General features: G+C 71.9%; 20 protein-coding genes. 5 read left to right on the forward strand and 15 right to left on the reverse strand.

Annotated features, from left to right (window positions below; translation table 11 throughout):
- Nucleotides 1-115: 115 nt before the first annotated feature.
- Nucleotides 116-1,573: a form I ribulose bisphosphate carboxylase large subunit gene (locus tag ACSBPG_RS15345; RefSeq protein WP_435538053.1), complete on the reverse strand. Its 1,458-nt coding sequence runs from the start codon at nucleotides 1,571-1,573 to the stop codon at nucleotides 116-118.
- A gap of 104 nt (nucleotides 1,574-1,677) precedes the next feature.
- Here ACSBPG_RS15345 and ACSBPG_RS15350 point away from each other — a divergent pair, with 104 nt between their 5' ends.
- Nucleotides 1,678-2,607 carry a LysR substrate-binding domain-containing protein gene (locus ACSBPG_RS15350; protein ID WP_435538054.1) on the forward strand — a complete coding sequence of 310 codons (930 nt, stop codon included), beginning with the start codon at nucleotides 1,678-1,680 and terminating at the stop codon, nucleotides 2,605-2,607.
- Between the two features lie 68 nt (nucleotides 2,608-2,675).
- Here ACSBPG_RS15350 and ACSBPG_RS15355 read toward each other — a convergent pair whose 3' ends face one another.
- Genes ACSBPG_RS15355 through ACSBPG_RS15375 form a run of 5 tightly spaced genes read right to left on the reverse strand, consistent with a single transcriptional unit; the run spans nucleotide 2,676 to nucleotide 9,778 of the window.
- A complete protein-coding gene (locus ACSBPG_RS15355; RefSeq protein WP_435538055.1) occupies nucleotides 2,676-3,842 on the reverse strand; it encodes a mandelate racemase/muconate lactonizing enzyme family protein in 1,167 nt (388 codons plus the stop codon).
- Nucleotides 3,843-3,880: 38 nt separating this feature from the next.
- A complete protein-coding gene (locus tag ACSBPG_RS15360) occupies nucleotides 3,881-5,278 on the reverse strand; it encodes a class II fumarate hydratase (RefSeq protein ID WP_435538056.1) in 1,398 nt (465 codons plus the stop codon).
- Nucleotides 5,275-6,636, reverse strand: coding sequence for a class-II fumarase/aspartase family protein (locus tag ACSBPG_RS15365; RefSeq protein WP_435538057.1), 1,362 nt, complete (start codon nucleotides 6,634-6,636; stop codon nucleotides 5,275-5,277). Before ACSBPG_RS15365 ends, ACSBPG_RS15360 begins: the two co-directional genes overlap by 4 nt.
- Nucleotides 6,633-7,622, reverse strand: a complete 990-nt coding sequence (locus ACSBPG_RS15370; protein ID WP_435538058.1) for a TAXI family TRAP transporter solute-binding subunit — start codon at nucleotides 7,620-7,622, stop codon at nucleotides 6,633-6,635. The genes ACSBPG_RS15365 and ACSBPG_RS15370 overlap by 4 nt, the downstream gene beginning before the upstream one ends.
- Before the next feature lie 29 nt (nucleotides 7,623-7,651).
- A complete protein-coding gene (locus tag ACSBPG_RS15375) occupies nucleotides 7,652-9,778 on the reverse strand; it encodes a TRAP transporter permease (protein ID WP_435538059.1) in 2,127 nt (708 codons plus the stop codon).
- Between the two features lie 118 nt (nucleotides 9,779-9,896).
- Here ACSBPG_RS15375 and ACSBPG_RS15380 point away from each other — a divergent pair, with 118 nt between their 5' ends.
- Nucleotides 9,897-10,628: a GntR family transcriptional regulator gene (locus tag ACSBPG_RS15380; protein ID WP_435538060.1), complete on the forward strand. Its 732-nt coding sequence runs from the start codon at nucleotides 9,897-9,899 to the stop codon at nucleotides 10,626-10,628.
- A gap of 76 nt (nucleotides 10,629-10,704) precedes the next feature.
- On the opposite strand, the gene pabB is transcribed toward ACSBPG_RS15380, so the two are convergent.
- Nucleotides 10,705-12,063 (reverse strand): aminodeoxychorismate synthase component I, encoded by a 1,359-nt coding sequence (gene pabB / locus ACSBPG_RS15385; RefSeq protein ID WP_435538061.1) that lies wholly within the window; start codon nucleotides 12,061-12,063, stop codon nucleotides 10,705-10,707.
- A 93-nt stretch (nucleotides 12,064-12,156) separates the two neighbouring features.
- Nucleotides 12,157-12,429, reverse strand: coding sequence for a hypothetical protein (locus tag ACSBPG_RS15390; RefSeq protein WP_435538062.1), 273 nt, complete (start codon nucleotides 12,427-12,429; stop codon nucleotides 12,157-12,159).
- 99 nt (nucleotides 12,430-12,528) lie between these two features.
- Here ACSBPG_RS15390 and ACSBPG_RS15395 point away from each other — a divergent pair, with 99 nt between their 5' ends.
- On the forward strand, nucleotides 12,529-12,723 hold the full coding sequence (locus ACSBPG_RS15395) for a hypothetical protein (protein WP_435538063.1): 195 nt from the start codon (nucleotides 12,529-12,531) through the stop codon (nucleotides 12,721-12,723).
- A 327-nt stretch (nucleotides 12,724-13,050) separates the two neighbouring features.
- Here ACSBPG_RS15395 and ACSBPG_RS15400 read toward each other — a convergent pair whose 3' ends face one another.
- From ACSBPG_RS15400 to ACSBPG_RS15430, 7 genes are all read right to left on the reverse strand, one after another.
- Nucleotides 13,051-13,752, reverse strand: coding sequence for a response regulator (locus ACSBPG_RS15400; RefSeq protein WP_435538064.1), 702 nt, complete (start codon nucleotides 13,750-13,752; stop codon nucleotides 13,051-13,053).
- Between the two features lie 95 nt (nucleotides 13,753-13,847).
- Complete coding sequence (locus tag ACSBPG_RS15405; protein WP_435538065.1) at nucleotides 13,848-14,459, reverse strand: hypothetical protein; 612 nt, start codon at nucleotides 14,457-14,459, stop codon at nucleotides 13,848-13,850.
- A 25-nt stretch (nucleotides 14,460-14,484) separates the two neighbouring features.
- Entirely contained in the window at nucleotides 14,485-15,288 is an 804-nt protein-coding gene (locus ACSBPG_RS15410; RefSeq protein WP_435538066.1) for an ABC transporter permease, read from the reverse strand.
- Complete coding sequence (locus ACSBPG_RS15415; protein WP_435538067.1) at nucleotides 15,285-16,070, reverse strand: ATP-binding cassette domain-containing protein; 786 nt, start codon at nucleotides 16,068-16,070, stop codon at nucleotides 15,285-15,287. Before ACSBPG_RS15415 ends, ACSBPG_RS15410 begins: the two co-directional genes overlap by 4 nt.
- Nucleotides 16,067-17,041, reverse strand: a complete 975-nt coding sequence (locus tag ACSBPG_RS15420) for a PQQ-dependent catabolism-associated beta-propeller protein (protein ID WP_435538068.1) — start codon at nucleotides 17,039-17,041, stop codon at nucleotides 16,067-16,069. Before ACSBPG_RS15420 ends, ACSBPG_RS15415 begins: the two co-directional genes overlap by 4 nt.
- Before the next feature lie 31 nt (nucleotides 17,042-17,072).
- Nucleotides 17,073-18,317 (reverse strand): ABC transporter substrate-binding protein, encoded by a 1,245-nt coding sequence (locus tag ACSBPG_RS15425; protein ID WP_435538069.1) that lies wholly within the window; start codon nucleotides 18,315-18,317, stop codon nucleotides 17,073-17,075.
- Nucleotides 18,318-18,377: 60 nt separating this feature from the next.
- Nucleotides 18,378-19,637: a methyl-accepting chemotaxis protein gene (locus ACSBPG_RS15430; RefSeq protein ID WP_435538070.1), complete on the reverse strand. Its 1,260-nt coding sequence runs from the start codon at nucleotides 19,635-19,637 to the stop codon at nucleotides 18,378-18,380.
- Nucleotides 19,638-19,869: 232 nt separating this feature from the next.
- On the opposite strand from ACSBPG_RS15430, the gene ACSBPG_RS15435 reads away from it, so the two are divergent.
- Both ACSBPG_RS15435 and ACSBPG_RS15440 read left to right on the forward strand, forming a co-directional pair.
- Entirely contained in the window at nucleotides 19,870-20,316 is a 447-nt protein-coding gene (locus ACSBPG_RS15435) for a c-type cytochrome (RefSeq protein WP_435538071.1), read from the forward strand.
- 30 nt (nucleotides 20,317-20,346) lie between these two features.
- On the forward strand, nucleotides 20,347-20,805 hold the full coding sequence (locus ACSBPG_RS15440; RefSeq protein ID WP_435538072.1) for a hypothetical protein: 459 nt from the start codon (nucleotides 20,347-20,349) through the stop codon (nucleotides 20,803-20,805).
- Nucleotide 20,806 lies beyond the last annotated feature (1 nt).

A 20,806-nucleotide genomic window follows, 5' to 3' on the forward strand; every position in this document is an offset into this window, starting at 1 on the left:
AGGGGACCCGCGCGCAGCGTGGGAAGGCCGGGAGTGCGGGAGGAGTACAGCCTCGCCCTCGCCGCCGCTTCGCCGCGGGTCCCCTCCCTCTCCCGGGACGGGAGAGGGCGGCGGCTCAGGCGACCGACGGGGTCGGCACGAAGTCCGGCGTGTCGGTGGAGGCGTAGTTGAAGGTGACGTCCTTCCAGGTCTCCAGCGCCGCCGCCAGCGGCGTGCAGCCGCGCGCGGCGGCGGCCAGGATGTCGGGCCCTTCCGCCAGGATGTCGCGGCCGGCGTTGCGGGCGAACACCATGGCCTCCAGGGCGACCCGGTTGGCGGTGGCCCCGGCGGCGATGCCGTGCGGGTGGCCGATCGTGCCGCCGCCGAACTGCAGCACGACGTCGTCGCCGAAGATGTCGAGGAGCTGGTGCATCTGCCCGGCGTGGATGCCGCCGGACGCCACCGGCATCATCCTGCGCAGGCTGCCCCAGTCCTGATCGAAGAAGACGCCGTTGCGCAGCTCGGTCGGGACGTAGCTCTCCCGGCAATTGTCGAGATAGCTGCGGGTGGTGTGCGGGTCGCCCTCCAGCTTGCCGATGACGGTGCCGGTGTGGATGTGGTCGACGCCGATCAGGCGGGCCCACTTGGTGATGACGCGGAAGTTGATGCCGTGGTTCTTCTGGCGCGTGTAGGTGCTGTGTCCGGCTCGGTGCAGGTGCAGCAGCATGTTGTTGCGCCGGCACCATTTGGCCATGGACTGCATGGCGGTGTAGCCGGCGACCAGGTCGATCATGATGATGACGCTGCCCAGCTCCTTGGCGAACTCGGCGCGCTCGTACATCGCCTCCATGTCGCCGGCGGTGACGTTGAGGTAGTGGCCCTTGACCTCGCCGCTGCGGGCCTCGGCGGCGTTGACCGCCTCCATGGCGTAGAGCCAGCGGTCGCGCCAGCGCATGAAGGACTGGTCGTTGATGTTCTCGTCGTCCTTGGTGAAGTCGAGGCCGCCCTGCAGCGCCTCGTAGACGACGCGGCCGTAGTTGCGGCTCGACAGGCCGAGCTTCGGCTTGACGGTGGCGCCGAGCAGCGGCCGCCCGAACTTGTCGAGCCGCTCGCGCTCCACGACGATGCCGGTGGCCGGACCCTGGAAGGTCTTCACGTAGGCCAGCGGGAAGCGCATGTCCTCCAGCCGCAGGGCCTTCAGCGGCTTGAAGCCGAAGACGTTGCCGATGATCGAGGCGGCGACGTTGGTGACCGAGCCCTCCTCGAACAGGTCGATGTCGTAGGCGATGAAGGCGAACCAGCTCCCCGGTGCGCCGGGAACGGGATCCACGCGGTAGGCCTTGGCCTGGTAGTTCTCGAAGGTCGTCAGCCGGTCGGTCCAGACCACCGTCCAGGTCGCCGTCGAGGATTCGCCGGCCACCGCCGCCGCCGCCTCGACCGGGTCGACGCCCTCCTGGGGCGTGATGCGGAAGCAGCAGAGGATGTCGGTGTCCTTGGGCTCGTAATCCGGCTGCCAATAGCCCATCGCCTTGTACTGCATCACTCCCGCGGACCAGCGCCCCTGGCGCTTGCCGGTCTCGATGCCGCCGTCCATCCTCGTCCTCCCTCGGTGGGTTCGCTCTTGGACCGCAGTATGGTTCGCCTCTTCCATAATTGGAAATTAAAGTATAAAATGGCTCCGATAAGCTGGAGCTTATGATGCACCTGACCTTCCGCCAGCTCCGCGCCTTCGAGGCGATCGCCCGGCTCGGCAGCTTCAGCCGTGCCGCGGAGGAGCTGTTCCTGACCCAGCCGGCCCTGTCGATCCAGATGCGCAAGATCGCCGACGCCGTCGGCCTGCCGCTGTTCGACACCTCGGGGCGCACCGTGCGCCTGACCGAGGCCGGCGAGGCGCTGCTGGTGCTGAGCCGCGAGCTGACCGCCGGGCTCGCCCGCTTCGAGCAGACGGTGGACGCGCTGAAGGGGCTGACGCGCGGCCGGCTGCGGCTGGCTGGCGTCACCTCGGCCGAGTACTTCCTGCCGCGCCTGCTCGGCCCCTTCTGCGCCGCCCATCCCGGCATCGACGTCGAGATCCTGCTCGCCAACCGCGAGGAGGTGCTGGCCCGCCTGCGCCAGGGCGCCGACGACCTCTCGGTGTTCGGCCATCCGCCCGACGACGTGGCGGTGGAGAGCGTCGCCTTCCTGGAGAATCCCCTGGTGGTGGTGGCGCCCGACGGTCATCCCCTGGGCGGCCGCCGGGTGGCGCTGGCCGAGGTGACGGCCGGGCCGCTGCTGCTGCGCGAGCGCGGCTCCGGCACCCGCATGGCGGTGGAGCGCCTGCTGGCCGAGCGCGGGCTGGCCCCGCGGGTGCGCATGGAGCTGGGCAGCACCGAGGCGATCAAGCAGGCGGTGCTGGGCGGCCTCGGCCTGGCGGTGGTGCCGCGCCTGGCGCTGGCGTCGAGCGTCGGCCTGCGCGAGCTGGACGTCGACGGCTTCCCGCTGATGCGCCACTGGTACCTGGTGTGGCCGGCCGGCCGGCCCCTGTCGCTCGCGGCGCGGGCGCTGATGGAGCGGTTCACCCCCTCCCCCGGCGCCGCCGCGGGGGGGAGGGGCCCGGCCGAAGGCCGGGCGGGTGGGGGCAAGGTCTGATCCGCCGGGCGTTCGGTTCTCCGTCCGGGACCTTGCCCCCGCCCTCCCCCGCCGCGGCCGCGGCAGGATCAGTGGTCGCCCAGCGTCCGCAGCCAGCGCCAGAGGTCGGTCTTCAGCTCCAGCCCGACGCCGGGCACGTCGGGCAAGGCGACGGTGCCGTCCTCCACCGCGATGCCGTCGGCGAAGCCGCCGAGCGGCTGGAACACGCCGGGATAGGATTCGTTGCCGCCGAGGCCGAGGCCGGCGGCGAGGTTGAGCGACATCTGGTGGCCGCCGTGCGGGTGGATCGACCGCCGCGACCAGCCGTGGCGGTCCAGGTGGTCCAGCGTCTTCAGGTAGTCCGGCAGCCCGTAGGACAGGCCGCAGTCGAACTGCAGCACGTCGCGGTCCGGGCGCAGGCCGCCGTAGCGCAGCAGGTTGCGGGCGTCCTGCGAGGAGAACAGGTTCTCGCCGGTCGCCAGCGGTCCGCGGTAGCGCTCCGCAAGCACCGCCTGGAGGCGGAAGTCCAGCGGGTCGCCGGCCTCCTCGTACCAGCGCAGGCCGATCGGCTCCAGCGCCTCGGCGTAGGCCAGCGCGGTGGGCAGGTCGAACCGGCCGTTGGCGTCCACCGCCACCCGGTCGGCGGCGCCCATGACGGCGACCGCGGTCTCGATGCGGGCGACGTCGGTGGCCAGCGGTGCGGCGCCGATCTTCAGCTTGACCGCGGTGTAGCCGAGGTCGCGGTAGCCCTTCAGCTCGTCCGCCAGCGAGCCCGCGGTGGCGCCCGGGCGGTAGTAGCCGCCGGCGGCGTAGACCGCCACCCGCCCGTCCGCCGCGCCGCCGTGGAAGCGGTCGGCCAGCAGGCGCCACAGGGGCAGCCCCTCGGCCTTGGCCCGCAGGTCCCACAGCGCCATGTCGATGGCGCCCATGGCCACCGCCCGCTCGCCGTGGCCGCCGGGCTTCTCGTTGCGCATGGCGACGGCCCAGCAGCGGAAGGGGTCGATCAGCCCGCTCCCGTCCACCAGCTCCGCCGGATCGGCGTTCATCAGCCGCGGCAGGAAGCGCTCGCGCAGCAGCCCGCCGACCGACCAGCGGCCGATGGAGCCGAAGCCGTAGCCGGTGAGGGGGCGGCCGTCGCGCACCACGTCGCTTTCCACCACCACCACGCTGGTGGTCAGGCCGGCGAAATCGACCACGGCGTTGGCGCCGGGCGAGGTGATGGGAAGGTCGCGCTCGAAAACGGTGCGGATCTGCATGGGGCGGTGTTCCGTTGGCGGTCCCGGGGCGGGGCGCGTCAGTCGTGGGGGCGGGCCAGCGCGGCGGGATCGACGGCGGCGTCGAACTCCGCGGCCGACATCAGGCCCAGCGCCAGGGTGGCGTCGCGCACGGACAGACCGTCGCGCTCGGCCCTGCGGGTGATGGCGGCGACGGCGTCGTAGCCCAGCCGCGGCGTCAGCGCGGTCGCCGGCATCAGCGCCATGGCGACGTTGCGGGCGAGCCGCGCCTCGTCCACCGCCAGCCCGTCGACCAGGCCGGTGGCGAAGGCCGCGCCGGCATCGGCCAGCAGCTCGGCCGATTGCAGCACCGCGTGCACCAGCGCCGGCTTGGCGACGTTGAGCTCGAACAGGCCGGAGGCGCCGGCCAGGGTCGCCGTCACGTGGTTGCCGGTCACCCGCTGGCACACCTGCACCAGGGCCTCGGCCAGGGTGGCGTTGCGCTTGCCCGGCATGATGGAGGAGGTCAGACCGTCGTCGGGGACGACCAGCTCGCCCAGGCCGCAGCGCGGGCCGCTGCCCAGCAGGCGGACGTCGTTGGCGATCTTGGTCAGCGACGTCGCCAGCACGTTGAGCACGCCCGACAGCTCCACCAGGGCGTCGTGGGCGGCCATGCCCTCGACCTTCACCGGGTTGGGCGCGAAGGGGGTGCCGGCGAGGGCGCTCAGCTCCTCGCAGAAGGCGGCGTCGAAGCCGGGCGCGGCGTTGAGGCCGGTGCCCACCGCGGTGCCGCCCTGGGCCAGCAGGCGCAGCCGCGGCAGGCTGCCCTCCACGCGCTCCAGCCCCAGCTCCACCTGCCGGGCGTAGCCGGCGAAGGCCTGGCCCATGGTCATCGGCACGGCGTCGTTGAGATGGGTGCGGCCGATGCGCACGGCGCCGGCGAAGCGCCGGGCGCAGCCGTCGAGGGAGCCGTGCAGGCGCCGCAGCGCCGGCGCCAGCCGCCGCTCGCAGGCCAGCACGGCGGCCAGGTTCATGACCGTGGGAAAGCTGTCGTTGGAGGACTGGCCGAGGTTGACGTGGTCGTTGGGGTGGACCGGTGCGCGCGTTCCCAGCCCGGCGCCGAGGCGCTCGTTGGCGCGGTTGGCGATCACCTCGTTGGCGTTCATGTTGGTCTGGGTGCCGCTGCCGGTCTGCCAGACCGGCAGGGGGAAATGCTCGTCGAAGGCGCCGGCGGCGAGCTCCGCCGCCGCCCCGGCGATGGCGTCGGCGAGCCCCTCGGGCAGCCGCCCGAGGCGGCGGTTGGCCCGCGCCGCCGCCCCCTTCTGCAGGCCGAAGGCGCGGACCACGGCGACGGGCAGCCGTTCCCCGCCGATGCGGAAGACGCCGAGCGCGCGCTGCGTCTGCGCCCCCCAGTAGCGGTCGGCGGGGATGGCGACGGACCCGAAGGCGTCGGCCTCGCTGCGGGTGCCGGCGGTCATGACCGTCCCAGCACCCGGTCGACCATGCGCGGCGCCTGGCCGACGTAGGCGGCGGGCTCCAGCAGCTCGGCCAGCCGGCCGGCGCCGAGCGGCCCGCACACCTCCGGCATCTCCCGCAACACGTCGAGCAGGGCCCGGTCCTCCTCCACCGCCCGGCGGCAGCCGGCGTAGACGAGGTCGTGGGCCTCCTTGCGGCCGGTGAAGGGGGCGAGCGCCATCATCACCGACTCCGCGACGATCAGCCCGCGCGAGGAGGCGAGGTTGCGCGCCATGGCTCCGGTGTCGACGCGCAGGCCGGCCAGCATGAACTCCGCCTGGGCCAGCCCGCCCGAGGTCAGCGCGAAGCTCTCCGGCACGGCGAACCACTCCAGGTGCCAGGGGCCGGTGGCCCGCTCGAAGTCGTGGACCATGGCGTCCAGCATCAGCCCGGCGTGCTGCCGCACCACCTTGGACGCGGCGAGGATCAGCTCGCACGACACCGGGTTCTGCTTCTGCGGCATGGTGGAGCTGGCGCCGCGATGGCGGACGTAGGGCTCCGACACCTCGCCGACCTCGCTGGTCATCATGATGGAGACGTCCATGGCGACCTTGGCCAGGCTGCCCATGATCAGGGCCAGCACCTGGACCGCCTCGGCCATGCCGTCGCGGGCGGAGTGCCAGGTGATGGCGGGCACCGCCAGCCCGAGCTCGGCCATCAGCTCGCGCTGCACGTCGAGGCCGCGGTCGCCCAGCGACGCCAGCGTGCCCGAGGCGCCGGAGAACTGGCCGACCAGCACGCGCGGCGCCAGCTGGTCGAGGCGCTCGGCGTGGCGGTCGAGCGCCGACAGCCACACCGCCGCCTTGTAGCCGAAGGTCACCGGCAGCGCGTGCTGGAGATGGGTGCGCCCGGCCATCGGCGTGTCGCGGTGGCGCTCGGCCAGGGCGCGCAGGGCGGCCCGGGTGCCGTCCAGGCGGCGGCGGATCAGCGCCAGGGCGTCGCGCACCTGGAGCACCGTCGCGGTGTCCATGATGTCCTGGGTGGTCGCCCCCCAGTGCAGGTAGCGGCCGGCCTCGCCGAGCTGGGCCACGAGCTGCTCGACCAGCGGCAGGATCGGGTAGCCGACGATCTCGGTGTCGCGGGCGAGGCGCTCCAGGTCCAGCTCGGGCGCGGCGCAGCCGGCGGCGATGCCGGCGGCGGCCTCGGCCGGGATGATGCCGAGGCGGGCCTGGGCGGCGGCCAGGGCCGCCTCCGTCTCCACGCACCGGGCGATGTACGCCCGGTGCGAGAAGATCGCCCGCATCTCCGCGTCGACGAAGCTGCCGCCGAACAGGGGCGAATCCAGCGCCCCGACGGGATCGGTGAGGGCGGCGAGCGTCACTGCTTCATCTCCTTCGGGATGAGGGCGTCCGGCAGGTCGATGCCCTTCTCGCGGTAGTAGCGGACGGCGCCGGGGTGATAGGGCAGGAAGGTGTTCTGGGTGACGTTCTCCAGGACCGTCTCCGCCGCCGAGGCGTGGGTGGCGACCATCTCGTCGTGGTTCTCGAACACCGCCTTGACGATCGCGTAGGCCAGGCTCTCCGGCATCCCGTCGTTGGTGAAGGCGACGTTCCACATGCCGAGAGTCGTCACCGGCTCGGTCACCGAGCGGTAGGTGCCGGCGGGGATGGAGAAGGGCTGGGCGTAGGGGACCTTGGGCAGGATCTTGTCGATCTCCGCCTTGGTCAGGCCGAACACCTTGGCGTCGGCCAGGGTCTCCAGCTCGCTGATGGCGGCGGTGGGCAGGCCGGCGGCGGTGGCCACGGCGTCGAGGCGGCCGTCCGCCACCTGGGAGGTCTGGTCGCCCAGCGGGCCGTTGCGCACCGTGACGTCGAGGCCGAGCTGCTCGAACCAGCGCTCCCAGTAGGTGCCGCCGGTGCCGCCCTTGGGGCCGGTGCCGACGACCTTGCCGGCCATGTCGGTGATCGAGGCGATGCCCGAGCGGGTCAGCGCCACCGCCTGGAAGGGCGTGATGTACATGGGGAAGAGGGCGCGGACGTTGTCGAACGTCTGGCCCGGCGCCACCTCCAGGGTGCCCGTCATCGCCTCGTAGGCTGGGCCCATGGTGGTCAGGCCGATGTCGACCCGCTCGCCGTGCACCAGGACGAGGTTCTGGATCGGCCCCTGCGTCTGCTGGGTCGAGGCCGGAACGCCGACGTGCTTGCTGATGATGGTGGCCACGCCCTGGCCGTAGATGGCGTGGGTGCCGCCGGGCGACGCGGTGCCGACCACCACGGTGCGCGGCCAGTCGGCGCGGTCCTGGGCCGTCGCCTGGACGCTGCCCGCCAGGAGCAGGGCGCCGGCCAGGCAGAGGGAGAGCGTCTTCATCTCGATTCCTCCGAGTTTTCGGGTTTCTTCTAGTCCTGGAGTTCCCGGGCGTTGCCCGGGGGAACGAACCCCAGCCGCAGGCCGGGGACGAGGCGCAGGGCGACGATCGCGCCGCCCAGCACCAGGCCGAGGACGTCGGTGACGACGTCGCCGGCGATCAGGCAGAGCGCCGACCCCGCCAGCAGCGCGCGCAGCACGAGGCCCATGGGGCCGCCCAGCCACCCCTCGCCCGCGACCGCCAGGGCCCACACGCCGAGGCTGGCGGTGACGGTGACGCGGACGATGTCCACCGCCGAGCCGTCGAGCAGGATTTCCGGGTGGTAGATGAAGAGGAAGGGGACGATGAAGGCGGCGATGCCGTAGCGCACCGCCTTGAACGACGTCTTCCAGGGGTCGGCGTTGGCCAGCGCCGCGCCGGCGAAGGCGGACAGCGCGATGGGCGGCGTGATGGTGGAGATGACGGCGTAGTAGAAGATGAAGAGGTGGACCGACAGCAGGTCGAGCCCCATGCGCTGCAGGCTCGGCGCCACCACGCTGGCGGCGATGGCGTAGGCCGCCGTCGTCGGCATGCCCATGCCGAGGATCAGCGCGATCACCATGCCGAACACCAGGGCGAGGAACTGGCTCTCGCCGGCGACGTCCAGCAGCATGGAGGAGAAGCGCCCGCCCAGTCCGGTCAGGCCGATGACGCCGACGATGATGCCGGCGCAGGCGCACACCGCGGCGAGCTGCAGCGACTGGCGGGTCGCCACGCCCAGCGCCTCGCCGACGTCGCGCGCCGTGCCGGCGAACGCCGACGCCAGCGCGGCGCGGCCGCGCACCAGCGCCGCGACCACCACCGTCGCCACCCCGGCCGCCATGGCCACCACGCCGTGGGCGTTGGCCGACAGGTCGGGCAGCAGCGCCACCGTGCCGACCAGCACCGCCAGGGGTACGGCGAGCAGGGCGGTGTCGAGGGACAGCCGGTGCAGCAGCATCACCAGCACCGCCGCGGCGATGCCCCAGGAACCGGCGGAGATGATGGAGAAGCCGGCGAACAGGTAGGCCAGCAGCACCGCCAGCGGCAGCAGGACGAACACCTCCCGCGCCATCGGCCGCAGGGGCGGCAGCTCGGAGCGGGGCAGCCCGTGGATCTTCTCCTTGATCGCCTCGAGGTCGACGTGGACGTAGACCGCGAAGTAGTAGAGCAGGCAGGGCAGCAGCGCGGCGACGATGATCTCGGTGTAGGGGATGCCGGTGACCTCGGCCATGATGAAGGCGCCCGCCCCCATGATCGGCGGCGTGAGCTGGCCGCCGGTGGAGGCCGCGGCCTCGATGGCGCCGGCGCTGGTGGGCTTGTAGCCGACGCGGCGCATCACCGGGATGGTGAAGGTCCCCGACGCCACCACGTTGGCCACACCGCTGCCGCTGATCATGCCGAACAGGATGCTGCCGAACAGCGCCACCTTGGCCGGCCCGCCGCGCGTCCAGCCCATGGCGGCGAAGGCGACGTTCATGAAGAAGTCGCCGACCTTGGACACCTGCAGGAAGGCGGCGAAGGCGACGAACAGGATGATGTACTGGGCGGCCGCCGCGGTGGTGATGCCGAACACGCCTTCCTGGCTGTAGACGAAGGTGGTGAACTCGCCGAAGCCGTAGCCGCGGTGGTACAGCACGCCGGGCAGCCAGGGCCCGGCGAAGCCGTAGAGGATGAAGATCCCGGCGAGGATCGGCAGCGCCAGACCGGCCGAGCGGCGGGCGAACTCGACGGTCACGACGATGCCGACGGTGGCGACGACGACGTCCGCCGGCGTCATCAGCACGCCGGTGCGGACCACCAGCCCGTCGAGGTTCCACCAGATGTAGGCGGTCGCGGCGATGGCGCCGGCGGACAGGGCGTAGTCGAGCGGCGAGATCCGCCGGGATTCCCCGCGCCCCCACACCGCGTAGAGCGCGAAGGCGATGATGGCGGCCATGTTGACGTGGATGGTGCGGAACACCCACTCGTCGAGCGGAACGACGTTCAGCACCGCCAGATGGAACGCCGGGTAGAGCACGCACAGGCCGGACACCAGGGCGATCTGCCAGCCCCCGAGGTCCCTCACCTTGGCGCCGAAATCGAACTTCTCGGCCTCGGCGGCCCGATCCTCCGCAAACGTCCGTGCAAGCGGTTCCATGGGGCCGCTTCCTCCCTCGCTGAATGTTCGTTCATTCACCTTTGTTCGGACAATGTTGCATCGGCCGCGGCGTGTCAATATGGTTTGTTCGAACATTCACCGTGGAAGAGAATCAGCGATGGCTGGCAACCGGCCGATCTACGCCGAACTGGCGACCGACCTTCTGCGCGACATCCGCAGCGGCCGCTACCCCGTGGGGTCGTACCTGCCGACGGAGATCGAGATGGCGGCGGAGCTGGGGGTCAGCCGCTCCACCGTGCGGGCCGCCCTGAACCAGCTCGTCAATCTGGGGATGGTGTCGCGCCACAAGGCGATCGGCACGCGGGTCGAGGCGGCGACGCCCCACTGTGACTACAACCCGTCGACCACCACCATCGAGGAGCTGGTCCACTACGGCGCGACGACGGAGCGGCGGGTGCATGGGATCGAGCGGGTGGTCGCCGACGACGCGCTGGCGACGCGCCTCGACGGCCGCCCCGGGCGCCGGTGGGTGAAGGTGTCGGCGATCCGCCGCGACCACGGCGGCTCGCCACCGATCTGCTGGACCGACATCTACATCGACGAACGCTACGATTCGATCGTCGACCGGGTTCCCGACTATGGCGGGCTCATCGTCGGCCTGATCGAGGAGACCTACGGGGTTTCGGTGGACGAGGTGCAGCAGATCATCCGCGCCACCCTGCTGCCGGCGGCGGTGGCGCCGGTGCTGGAGGCCGCTCCCGGCACGCCGACCCTGGAGATCGTGCGCCGCTACCGCTCGCTGAACTCCGTCTACCTCGTCAGCGTGAGCCTGCACCCCGGCGACCGGTTCGAGTACGCGATGTCGCTGCGCCGGTCGGTGGCGCGATAGCGACCGCAGCGGCGCCGACGGCACGCACGTCCGCATGCCGGTGCGCGCGCCCGGCCGGGCCGCCACCGTCGGGGCGCTATCCCTCCCCCAGCGCCCGCAGCAGCGGCCGCACCTTCACCATCATCTCCTCGTGCTCGCCGTCCGGGTCGGAATCGGCGACGATGCCGCCGCCGGCCTGGGCGACCACCGCGCCGGGGGTGAGCGACAGGGTGCGGATGACGATCGAGCTGTCCATCGCGCCGTCGAAGCCGATCCAGGCGACCGAGCCGCAATAGGCGCCGCGCCGCGCCGCCTCCAGCTCGTCGATGATCTCCATGGCGCGGATCTTCGGGGCGCCGGTGATGGAGCCGCCGGGGCAGGTGGCGCGCAGCAGGTCGAGGGGGCCGAGGCCCGGCGGCAGGCGCGCCGTCACCACCGACACCAGGTGATGCACCGTGGCGAAGCTCTCCAGGCCGTGGAGCACCGGCACCCGCACGCTGCCGATCTCGGCCACCCGGCCGAGGTCGTTGCGCAGCAGGTCGGTGATCATCAGGTTCTCGGCGCGGTCCTTGACGCTCGCCGCCAGGGCCGCGGCGGCGGCCGCGTCGGCCTGCGGGTCGGCGTGGCGGCGCGCCGTGCCCTTGATGGGGCGCGTCTCGATCCGCCCGTCCGCCGTCAGGCGGATGAAGCGCTCGGGCGAGGCGCTGGCGATCTGCAAGCCGGCGCCGCAATTCAGGAACGCCGCGAAGGGCGCGGGGTTGAGCGCGCGCAGCCGCTCGTAGAGCGCGTACGCGTCGAGACCGGCCGGACGGTCGGCGAGGAAGCGCTGGGTGAAGTTGGCCTGGTAGATGTCGCCGGCGCGGATGTACTCCAGCACCCGCTCGACCCGCTCGCGGTACGCCGCGCGGGCGAGCTCGCCGCGCCAGCGCGCCGGAGCCGGCGGCGGGGCCGGCGGCGGCGGCGGGGAGTCCAGGAGCGCCGCCATCCGCCGTGCCCGTTCCACCGCCTCGGGCCGGGCGGCGACGACCCAGGCCCGCCGCTCCACATGGTCGAAGGCGGCGACCACGTCGTAGATCCCGAACGCCATCTCCGGCTCGCCGCCGGGATTGCCGTGGCGCGACGGCAGGTTCTCCAGCCGCCGTCCCGCCTCGTAGCCGAAGACGCCGACCGCGCCGCCGCCGAACGGGGCGGGGCCGCCGACCGCCGGGCCGCCAGGGGCCCACCGGGCCAGCGCCTCGGCCAGCCGGTCCAGCGGCCGGCCCGACACGGCGACGCCGTCGACGACGGCCTGCCCGTCCACCGCCGCCACCGTGGCCACGGGATCGGCCACCAGGTAGCTGTAGCGTCCGTAGCCGCTGTTGCGGGCGGCGCTGTCCAGCAGCATCGACCAGGGCTGGGCGCTCCAGCGGCGGAAGGCGGCGGCGGGATCGCCGCAGGACACGGGCAGGACGGTCACGGGCGATGCTCCCGGCGGCGCGGCGCGGTCGATCGGCCCGCCAGCCGGACCGCATGCCCTGCCTAGACGATGAGCCCGGTCCCCGTCCAACGCTCAATCCTCCTCCGGCCGGCCGCCGCCGTCGGGCGGCGCCGTGCGGAAGCCGCTCTGCATGGCGATGCGCTGGCGCTCCAGGGTGCGGCGGTAGCCGCTGGAGCAGACCAGGCGGAAGAGTTCGGCTTCCGAGAAGCCGGACAGCAGCGGATTGCCGCGCAGCTCGGCGACCAGCGCCTCGGCGGCCGGGCGGAGCTCTTCGGGAAGGGTCCCGCCCGGCCGCGAATCCGATTGCCCTCGGACGTCCGACGAGCCTATCCGTACGTCCGGCATCGGACGACTCCCCCGCAGGTGGAACGGATATTGCTGTGGGGAGCCGACTCCCCGGCCGGCGTGTTGTTCCTGAAACTCCGCAGCAGCAGGATCGAATCCATGATCGAACTCGTCTTCGTGGTCTGCATGGTCGCGTCGCCGGCCGAATGCCGCCAGGAGCGGCCTGCCTTCCAGCCGCCATACGCGTCGCCGGCGAGCTGCCTGCTCGACGGGCAATTGCGCGCTGTCGAATGGCAGGGCAGCCACCCCGGGTGGTCGGTCCGCCGCTGGTCCTGTGCCCTGCCGCAGACCTGACGGGCCAGCACGACAGCACCGACGCACCGCGGAGCCCCCGCGCGCGCAGAAAAGCAGAGCCTTGTCTTCATTCCGGGAAATATCGGCCCATGAATCGCCGGTTCCCATCAGAAGTTGCGCCCATGATACCGGTCGGACGGCGGGCGTTCCATTCGACTTTGGTGGGGACGTCGGAAGGCTATTCTTGAGAGTCAGGGGCGGACCGGCGGCAGCCCGCCGGATCGGGGGAATCTGCCGCAGCCGTGGGCAGCCGCCCGCCCATTGCGCAGCGCGGCACGCCGACGCTCCGCTCCTCGCCGCCCCCGCCCGCCGCCCGCGGCGTCCGGATCAGGACGCCGCGGCGTCGATGTCGCGCAGCGACAGCTTGCCGGCGTGGATCACCGCCTGGGTGCGGCTCTGCACGTTGAGCTTGCGCAGGATGGCGGAGACGTGCGCCTTCACGGTGCTTTCGGTGACGTCGAGCAGATAGGCGATCTGCTTGTTCGACTGCCCCTTCACCAGCATCTCCAGCACCAGGCGCTGCTGGCGCGACAGGCTGGCGACGCGCCCGGCGAAACGCTCCTCCTCCTCCGAGCGGCGGCGGGTCCGCTTCGCCTGCGGGTCGCCGGCCGTCGGCACGAAGACGCCGCCGGCCAGCACGGTGCGCAGCGCCTCGGCCATGGCGTCCTTGGTCAGCGACTTCGGCACGAAGCCGACGGCGCCGTAGGTGATCGCCTCGCGGACGTTGTCCGGGTCCTCGCTGCCCGAGACGACGACCACGGGCACCGTCGGCACCTCGTTGCGCAGCGACATCAGGCCGCAGAACCCGTTCATGGCCGGCATGTTGAGGTCGAGCAGGATGAGGTCGAGATCGTCCGTCCCGGTGGCGGCGGCGATCGCCTCGTCGAGGTCGCAGGCCTCGATCAGCTCGGCGTCGCCGAACACCACCTCCACCACCTCGCGCAGGGCGTTGCGGAACAACGGATGGTCGTCGGCCACCAGCACGCGGGCGGTTCCCGTTCGCGGCGGCGGCTTGGATGGGCTCGTCATGGTCTCACCGACAGATTGCTGGCCATGCCAGCGAAAAGTGTGGCCGCACCGGCCGGCCGGCACAAGCCCCACCTTCGGACAATGGACGCCGCGTCCTACGGCATGTGCGCCAGCACGGCCCGGGCCAGCACGCCGAGGCGCTGCTCGTCCTCGACCGGCTCCTCGCACAGGTAGGTCTGGGCGCGGCGCCGGCTGTCGAACACCCGCTGCATCCAGTAGAGCTGGGCGTCCAGCTCCTTTACGGCCGGTGCGTTCTCGTCGGCGCCGCCGGCCAGCAGGCGGCCGCGCTCGCCCAGCCGGTCGCTGATCTGGTCGGCCAGCGTGTTCAGGGTGCCCGCCTGCTTGCGGATGGCGGCGATGGCCATGTCGCGGTGGGCGTTGGTGCGCTCCAGCAGACCGGCGAACAGGCGGGTCAGCCGCTCCTCACGCTGCTTTGTGTCGGCGATGGCGTCGGCGAACCGCTCCACCCGCGCGTCCACCTCCGTCGGCGGGGCGTCGCCCAGCGTCTCGACGAGGCTCGCCACCTCGGTGTCGCCGCGCCAGTCGAGCCCGTCGACCGGCGGCCCGTCCCAGAAGGCCGAGGCCGAGACGCTCGGCACGAAGCGCTGCACGCACGGCCACAGCGGATCCGCGGTGTCGGCCGCGGCGGCCGGGACGGCGGCCAGCAGCAGGGTGGAGGCGGCGAGGATGGCGGTGAGCGGTGGCATGGATGTCCCCTCCCGTGCTTCGGGTTCAGGCCGTTTGCTTGCGCTGGGCGAAGCCGCGGGCCGGGTCGTAGCCGATGATGGCGGCGGTCAGGAAGACCGCCAGCGCCCCGGCGACGACGGCCAGCGCCGTCCAGTTGATGTCGAGATAGAGGGCGAAGCGGATCAGCTCGACCGCGTGGGTGAAGGGGTTGACGGCGCAGATGTCGGCCAGCAGCGGGCTGGAATCGCGCAGCCGCCACAGCGGGTAGAGCGCGGTGGAGGTGAAGAACAGGGGGAAGATGACGAAGTTCATCACGCCCGCGAAGTTCTCCAGCTGCTTGATGGCCGAGGACAGCAGGAGGCCGAGCGCCCCCAGCATCAGCCCGGACACCAGCAGCGCCGGCAGCGCCGCGAGATAGCCGAGCGGCGGCAGTTCCACCCCCCAGAACCAGGCGATCAGCAGGAACACGTAGACCTGGGCCAGCGACACCACGACCCCGGCCAGCAGGCGGCACACCAGCAGGTACCAGCGCGGCAGCGGGCTGACCAGCAGGGTGCGCATGCTGCCCATCTCGCGGTCGTAGACCATGGACAGCGAGCTCTGCATGCCGTTGAAGAGCTGGATCATCGCCACCAGCCCGGGGACGATGTAGACCTCGTAGAGGATGTAGGTCTCGTAGGGCGGGGTGATCGACACGCCGAGCACCTGGCGGAAGCCGGCGCCGAAGATGAACAGCCACAGGAGCGGCCGCACCAGCGCCGACAGGAAGCGTTCGCGCTGGTGCACGAAGCGCAGCAGCTCGCGCTTGAGGATGCCGTTGAAGCAGCGCAGCGCGTGGATCGCCGTCATGGCTCGGCCTCGCCGATCAGGGTCATGAAGGCGCCGCGCAGGTTCCCGCCGCGGCCCGCCATGGCCTCGGCCACCGTGCCGTCGAAGCGCAGCCGCCCCTCGTGCAGCACCAGAAGCCGGTCGCCCGGCGCCGCCTCGTCGGTCAGGTGGGTCGCCCACAGCACGGCCAGCCGCTCCGACCCGCAGAGCGCGCGCACGTGCGCCTCGATGTCCTGGCGGCTGCGCACGTCGAGGCCGACGGTGGGCTCGTCCAGCAGCAGCAGGTCGGGGCGGTGCAGCAGGGCGCGGGCGATCTCGACCCGCCGCCGCTGGCCGCCGCTGAGGGCGCGGGCGCGGTCGTCGGCGCGGTCGGCCAGGCCGTTGCGGCCCAGCTCCTCGTCGATGCGCCGGCGGGTCTCGGCGCGGGACAGCCCGTGCAGGGCGGCGTGGTACTCCAGGTTCTGCCGCACCGTCAGGTCGAGGTCGAGGGTGGACTGCTGGAAGACGACGCCGAGCCGGGCCAGGGCCGCCCCGGGGTCGCGCTCCAGGTCGCGCCCCAGGATGCGGATGCGGCCCCGCCGGGTGGTGTAGAGGCGGGTCAGCAGCGAGAACAGGGTGGTCTTGCCGGCCCCGTTGAGGCCGAACAGGACCGCGAAGCGCCCGGCGTCGAGGGAGAAGGAGACGTCGTCGAGGGCCTGGCGCCGGCCGAAGGCGTAGGACACGCCGGCCACCGCCAGCGCCGGCTCCGCCGCCGTCCCCGCCGCGTCCGCGCGCACCGCGTCCGCCATCGCCGCCACGGTCATGGCCGGACCACGACCCCCCACGGCATGCGGCCCACCGGCACCGACTTCACCGCGCGCAGCCGGTCGGCCTCGATCACCGTGACGTCGTTGCTGACGCCGTTGGTGGTGAACAGCCGCGCGCCGTCCGGGGACAGCGCCACGTTCCACACCCGCTGGCCGACCAGCACGTACTTCTTCACCTCGTAGCTGGCGGTGTCGACCACGGCGATGCGGTTGGCCGGCCCCAGCGCCACGAAGGCCAGCTTGCCGTCGGCCGACATCTCGATGCCGACGGGCTGGATCGCCTCCGGCTTGATCCCCTGGACGGCGAAGGTGATGGTCTGCACGATCTGGCGCGTCTCGCTGTCGATCACCGAGACGTCGCCGCCGATCTCCGCCGACACCCAGACATGGCGGCCGTCGGGGGTGAAGCGGGCGACCCGGGGCCGCGAGCCGACCACCACGTTGTCGACGATCTCGTGGCTCGCCGTGTCGATGAAATGGGCCATGTTGGTGGTCTCGGAGGTGTTCACCAGCAGCTTGCCGTCCGGGCTCATCCCCATGCCCTCGGGCTCGACGCCGACCGGGATCTCGGCCAGCGGCTTGCCCTCCTCCACGTCGACCACGGTGACCAGGTTGTCGTTCTCGTTGGCGATGTAGAGGCGGCGGCCGTCGGGGTGCAGCGCGAACAGCTCGGGATCGGGCCCCGACGGCAGGGTGCGCACGACCGTGTTCTTCTCCAGGTCCAGCACCTCGATCCGGTTGTCGTCGCTGGTGCAGATGTAGAGGAAGTTCTTGTCCTTGGAGAGGGTGATGCCGCGCGGCCGCTGGCCGACCGGGATCGTCGCCGTCACCTCCAGCGTGTCGCCGTCGATGACGCTGACGGTGTTGTCCTTCTCGTTGGAGGTGTAGATCGTGTAGGCACCGGCCGAAGCCGGCAGGACCAGCGATGCGGCGATCACGGCCGGCACCAGGCGGATGGAACGGGTCATGGTCTCCTCGCTTTCGGCGGATTGGGGCGTCTCAGCGCCCGGGCAGCCGGCAGGTGCTCTCCGGCTCGTCGTAGCCCAGCGTGTCCAGCTCGCTGCGCTCGTGCAGGAAGCCCGGCTGGGGCGACACCGAGACCAGCAGGCGCGGGCCGGCCAGCAGGACCGGCTGGCGGAACTGGCCGTTCCAGGGGCGGACGGTGAGGCCGACGCCCTTGAAGGCGGCGACGGCGAACTTGGGACCGCGGATGTAGTCGGCGATGGCGGCCGGATCGGCCGAGCGGGTGCGGGTCGCCGCCTCGCCGACGCTGCGCACGGCGACCCAGGCGCCGTAGTCGCGGGCGCCCATGGCGCGGCCGGCCTGCTGCTCGAAGCGGCTCTGGAACTGGGTGGCGGCCCACTGCTCGTGCACCCGCGCCCAGGCGGTCGGCACCAGCCCGTGGGTGCCGGCGACCGGCCGCGGTCGGTAGGTGCGGTAGGCCAGGTACTCGCCGAAGGCCTCGCCCTCGTCGGCCACCACCATGACGTCGTACTCCGGCCCCTGGGTGAAGGCCGGGATCTCCGTCTGCTCGGTGGTGTGACCGCTCTCGGAGCGGCGCGATCCCGCGGCGAACTCCCACGTCTTCTCGGCGACGATCTTGGCGCCGAAGCGCTTGGCGGCGCGCTTCAGGGCGGCGGCGTAGAGCGCGTCCTCCTCGCTGCGGCCCTGCACCAGATACCAGTTCGACCAGCGCTTGAAGGCGAGGTACTGGGCCAGCGCGTCGGCCAGCATGGCGCGGCTGGGGACGGTGTGCAGCACGTTGGCGCGGCAGTCGTCGTTGCGCAGCCGGTCGTCGGTGGCGCGGGCGTTGAACACCAGCGAGTCGCGCAGCTCCGGCACGTCGGCGACGGCGAGCAGCCGGTCGGCGCGCAGGTCGGCGACGAAGAAGCGGTGCCCGTCGGCCGCCAGCTCCCGCACCCGCGCCGCCGGATCGCCGTCCTTGGGCAGCACGACCTCGACCAGCTCGAAGTCCTGCCCCATGAAGCGACCGGTCGTCCGGTTGTCGGCGATGGCGAGCCGCGCCCCCTGGACCGCCGGATCCTCGACGATCGGCTCGAGCAGCGACAGCGGGACGAACGGCTCCTCCTGGTCGCGCAGGAGGACGATGGAGATGCGCGCCGGCTCCTTGGCGGCGGCCGCCGCGGCGGCCGCGGCGAGGGCGGTGACGGTCCCGGCGATCAGGGCGGCGGTCAAGCAGCGCCACAACGCGGAGACGACGCCGGCGGGTGTGCGATGGTCCATGGCGTTCATCTTCCGGTGATCCGTTGTGCTGATCAATCGGTTCGCTCTCGAACTTTAGTCCTAGCGCGCGTTCGCCAGCGCGCCGAGGAAGTCCCCGACCTGCCCGTCGAGCCGGCCGAGCTGATCGGACAGGGCCGTCGTCTCGCCCAGCACCCGGCGCGCCGCGGCGCCCGTGCTTTCGGTCGCCGCGAGCATGGTGGCGACGTCCTCCGCCATGCTGCCGGCGGCGCCGCGCGCCGTCTCGATGTTGCCCACCATGGTGTTGGTGATGCGCGCCTGGTTCTCCACGGCGCCGCCGATCGAGCCGACCAGCCGGTCGATGCGGTCGATGGTCTGGACGATCGACTGGGTGACCCGCACGGTGTCGGAGGTGACCGCCTGGATGCTGGCGATCTGCGTGGCGATGTCCTCGGTGGCCTTGGCCGTCTGGGTGGCCAGCGTCTTCACCTCGTTGGCGACGACGGCGAAGCCCTTGCCGGCCTCGCCGGCGCGCGCCGCCTCGATGGTGGCGTTCAAGGCCAGCAGGTTGGTCTGGGCGGCGATGCTCTGGATCAGGTTGACCACCTCGCCGATGCGCTGGGCGGCGTCGGCCAGCCCCTGGACGGTCTCCCGCGAGGCCCGCGCCTCGTTCACCGCCGTCCCGGCGATCGACGCGGATTCGCCGGCCAGCGTGCCGATCTCGCCGGTGAGGCTGCCGAGCGACCGCGCCGCGTCGGCGGCGGCGCGCACCTCGCCGTCGATGGCGGCGGCGCGGGTCGAGACGGTGGCGGCGAGGCGCACCGTGCTGCCGGCCGTGCCGTCCATCTCCGAGGCGACGGCGCGGAGCTGCGTCGCCCCGCCGGCCAGCGTGTCGACCATCGTCTTGATCGTCGCCTCGAACGTCTCGGCGGTGCGCACCTGTTCGGTGACCGGCTGCCAGGTGAGCATGGCGCCGCAATAGGTGCCGCGCTGGTCGAACACCGCGGCGACCCGCAGGTCGACGCACTCCCTGCCGATGGTGAGGCGGGCCGCGAAGGGCAGCCGCTCCGGCATCGGCAGGAGGCGGCGCAGCTCGTCGGCGACGGCCGGGAACAGTTCGGCGACCGGACGCCCGGTGGCGGCCTCGGCGGCGGCGGGGAAGGCGCCGCCGAGGCCGGCGATCAGCGCCCGGCTGGCGGCGTTGACGTAGGTGACCGTGAAGCCCTGGGCCGTGTCGCACCACATCAGGGGAATGGGGACCACGTCGATCATCATCATCGCCGATTCGAACCACGTCGTCAGTTCGGCGTGCCGCCGCTCCAGCTCGGCAAGGCGCCGCCTCACCGTAAACGGATTGTTCATGATCGTCCTCTCCTCCCGCCGACAGCCCGTCGCCAAGCAACAGGATATGCTCATTTTATGGGCTTTGGTTGTGTTGTATAGGAGTCCAGCCTCGGACTTTCGTCTATGCATCGACAATGCTGCGACGCGGCGAAATTTGATTTGGACATTGGACGAAAGTCCGATTGGCAAAAGGCCGCGGCAATGCGGTAATTCGCGGAACGAACAATTCCGAGGATGATCGAGAGGAACGATGAGCCTTCGAACCGTGCCGACCGTCGCCGTCTGCCTGACCGCCCTCCTGTGGACGGCGCCCGCCCTCGCCGGAGCGTGCGCCCTGACCGGGGACGCGCAGGAGGGGGCGAAGGCCGCCACCGCCTGCAAGGGCTGCCACGCACTGGAGGCGGACGCCAAGCCCCGCCCGACCGGTCCCAACCTGCACGACGTGTTCGATCGCAAGGCCGGCACCGACGCCGCCTTCCCCCGCTACTCCGCGGCCATGAAGGCGGCGGCCGACGGCGGGCTGGTGTGGACCGACGGCGAGCTCGAGGCGTATGTCGCCGACCCCAAGGGCTATCTCGCCGCGAAGAACGGCAAGACCTTGCCCCACGGCATGTTCTTCCAGCTGAAGGATGCCGAGAAGGCGAAGCAGGTCGTGGCCTTCCTGAAGGCCATCAAGGGCAACGCCGACTGTCCCTGATCACCACGCCAACGCCAGGAGTGTCCGGCCATGCGCCATTCCCTGTGGAAGCCCCTGATTCTCGCCGCGGCCCTGGCCGCGTCCTCCGCCCCGGCCCTGGCCGACGACGACGATGACGACAAGAAGGGCGCCGCCGTCAGCTCCAAGTCGGAGCAGTTGCCCGACCTCGTGCTCGGTTCGCCGACCGAGGACTTCGTGGTGTCGCAGAAGGCCTACCAGCTGCGCCGCGGCCAGCCCTACCGGCTGAAGGTCACCGCCGCCGGCTTCAAGGAGTACATGTTCCGCGCGCCGGAGCTGTTCCGCGATTCCTGGGTGCGGCAGATCGTCATCGACGACCTCGAGGTGCACACCAACAGCTTCTACGGCGTCGAGTTCGACCGCCAGGGCACCATCGAGATCTTCTTCACGCCGCAGCAGGCGGGCTTCTACGAGTGGTTCGTGCCGGGCTTCGAGAAGCGCGGCATGACCGGCACCTTCCAGGTGAAGTAGC

The sequence above is a fragment of the Azospirillum sp. ST 5-10 genome (assembly GCF_051225715.1).
In the GTDB taxonomy this organism is placed as follows: Bacteria; Pseudomonadota; Alphaproteobacteria; order Azospirillales; family Azospirillaceae; genus Azospirillum.

What these genes read in the sequence shown, in the direction of transcription:
- ACSBPG_RS15420 (WP_435538068.1), bottom strand. Translation starts at nt 17,041, where the DNA reads ATGACCCGTTCCATCCGCCTGGTGCCGGCCGTGATCGCCGCATCGCTG.
- ACSBPG_RS15355 (WP_435538055.1), bottom strand. Translation starts at nt 3,842, where the DNA reads ATGCAGATCCGCACCGTTTTCGAGCGCGACCTTCCCATCACCTCGCCC.
- ACSBPG_RS15410 (WP_435538066.1), bottom strand. Translation starts at nt 15,288, where the DNA reads ATGACGGCGATCCACGCGCTGCGCTGCTTCAACGGCATCCTCAAGCGC.
- ACSBPG_RS15380 (WP_435538060.1), top strand. Translation starts at nt 9,897, where the DNA reads ATGGCTGGCAACCGGCCGATCTACGCCGAACTGGCGACCGACCTTCTG.
- ACSBPG_RS15350 (WP_435538054.1), top strand. Translation starts at nt 1,678, where the DNA reads ATGCACCTGACCTTCCGCCAGCTCCGCGCCTTCGAGGCGATCGCCCGG.
- ACSBPG_RS15400 (WP_435538064.1), bottom strand. Translation starts at nt 13,752, where the DNA reads ATGACGAGCCCATCCAAGCCGCCGCCGCGAACGGGAACCGCCCGCGTG.
- ACSBPG_RS15375 (WP_435538059.1), bottom strand. Translation starts at nt 9,778, where the DNA reads ATGGAACCGCTTGCACGGACGTTTGCGGAGGATCGGGCCGCCGAGGCC.
- ACSBPG_RS15345 (WP_435538053.1), bottom strand. Translation starts at nt 1,573, where the DNA reads ATGGACGGCGGCATCGAGACCGGCAAGCGCCAGGGGCGCTGGTCCGCG.
- ACSBPG_RS15425 (WP_435538069.1), bottom strand. Translation starts at nt 18,317, where the DNA reads ATGGACCATCGCACACCCGCCGGCGTCGTCTCCGCGTTGTGGCGCTGC.
- ACSBPG_RS15395 (WP_435538063.1), top strand. Translation starts at nt 12,529, where the DNA reads ATGATCGAACTCGTCTTCGTGGTCTGCATGGTCGCGTCGCCGGCCGAA.
- ACSBPG_RS15440 (WP_435538072.1), top strand. Translation starts at nt 20,347, where the DNA reads ATGCGCCATTCCCTGTGGAAGCCCCTGATTCTCGCCGCGGCCCTGGCC.
- ACSBPG_RS15360 (WP_435538056.1), bottom strand. Translation starts at nt 5,278, where the DNA reads ATGACCGCCGGCACCCGCAGCGAGGCCGACGCCTTCGGGTCCGTCGCC.
- ACSBPG_RS15370 (WP_435538058.1), bottom strand. Translation starts at nt 7,622, where the DNA reads ATGAAGACGCTCTCCCTCTGCCTGGCCGGCGCCCTGCTCCTGGCGGGC.
- ACSBPG_RS15405 (WP_435538065.1), bottom strand. Translation starts at nt 14,459, where the DNA reads ATGCCACCGCTCACCGCCATCCTCGCCGCCTCCACCCTGCTGCTGGCC.
- ACSBPG_RS15415 (WP_435538067.1), bottom strand. Translation starts at nt 16,070, where the DNA reads ATGACCGTGGCGGCGATGGCGGACGCGGTGCGCGCGGACGCGGCGGGG.
- ACSBPG_RS15435 (WP_435538071.1), top strand. Translation starts at nt 19,870, where the DNA reads ATGAGCCTTCGAACCGTGCCGACCGTCGCCGTCTGCCTGACCGCCCTC.
- ACSBPG_RS15430 (WP_435538070.1), bottom strand. Translation starts at nt 19,637, where the DNA reads ATGAACAATCCGTTTACGGTGAGGCGGCGCCTTGCCGAGCTGGAGCGG.
- ACSBPG_RS15390 (WP_435538062.1), bottom strand. Translation starts at nt 12,429, where the DNA reads ATGCCGGACGTACGGATAGGCTCGTCGGACGTCCGAGGGCAATCGGAT.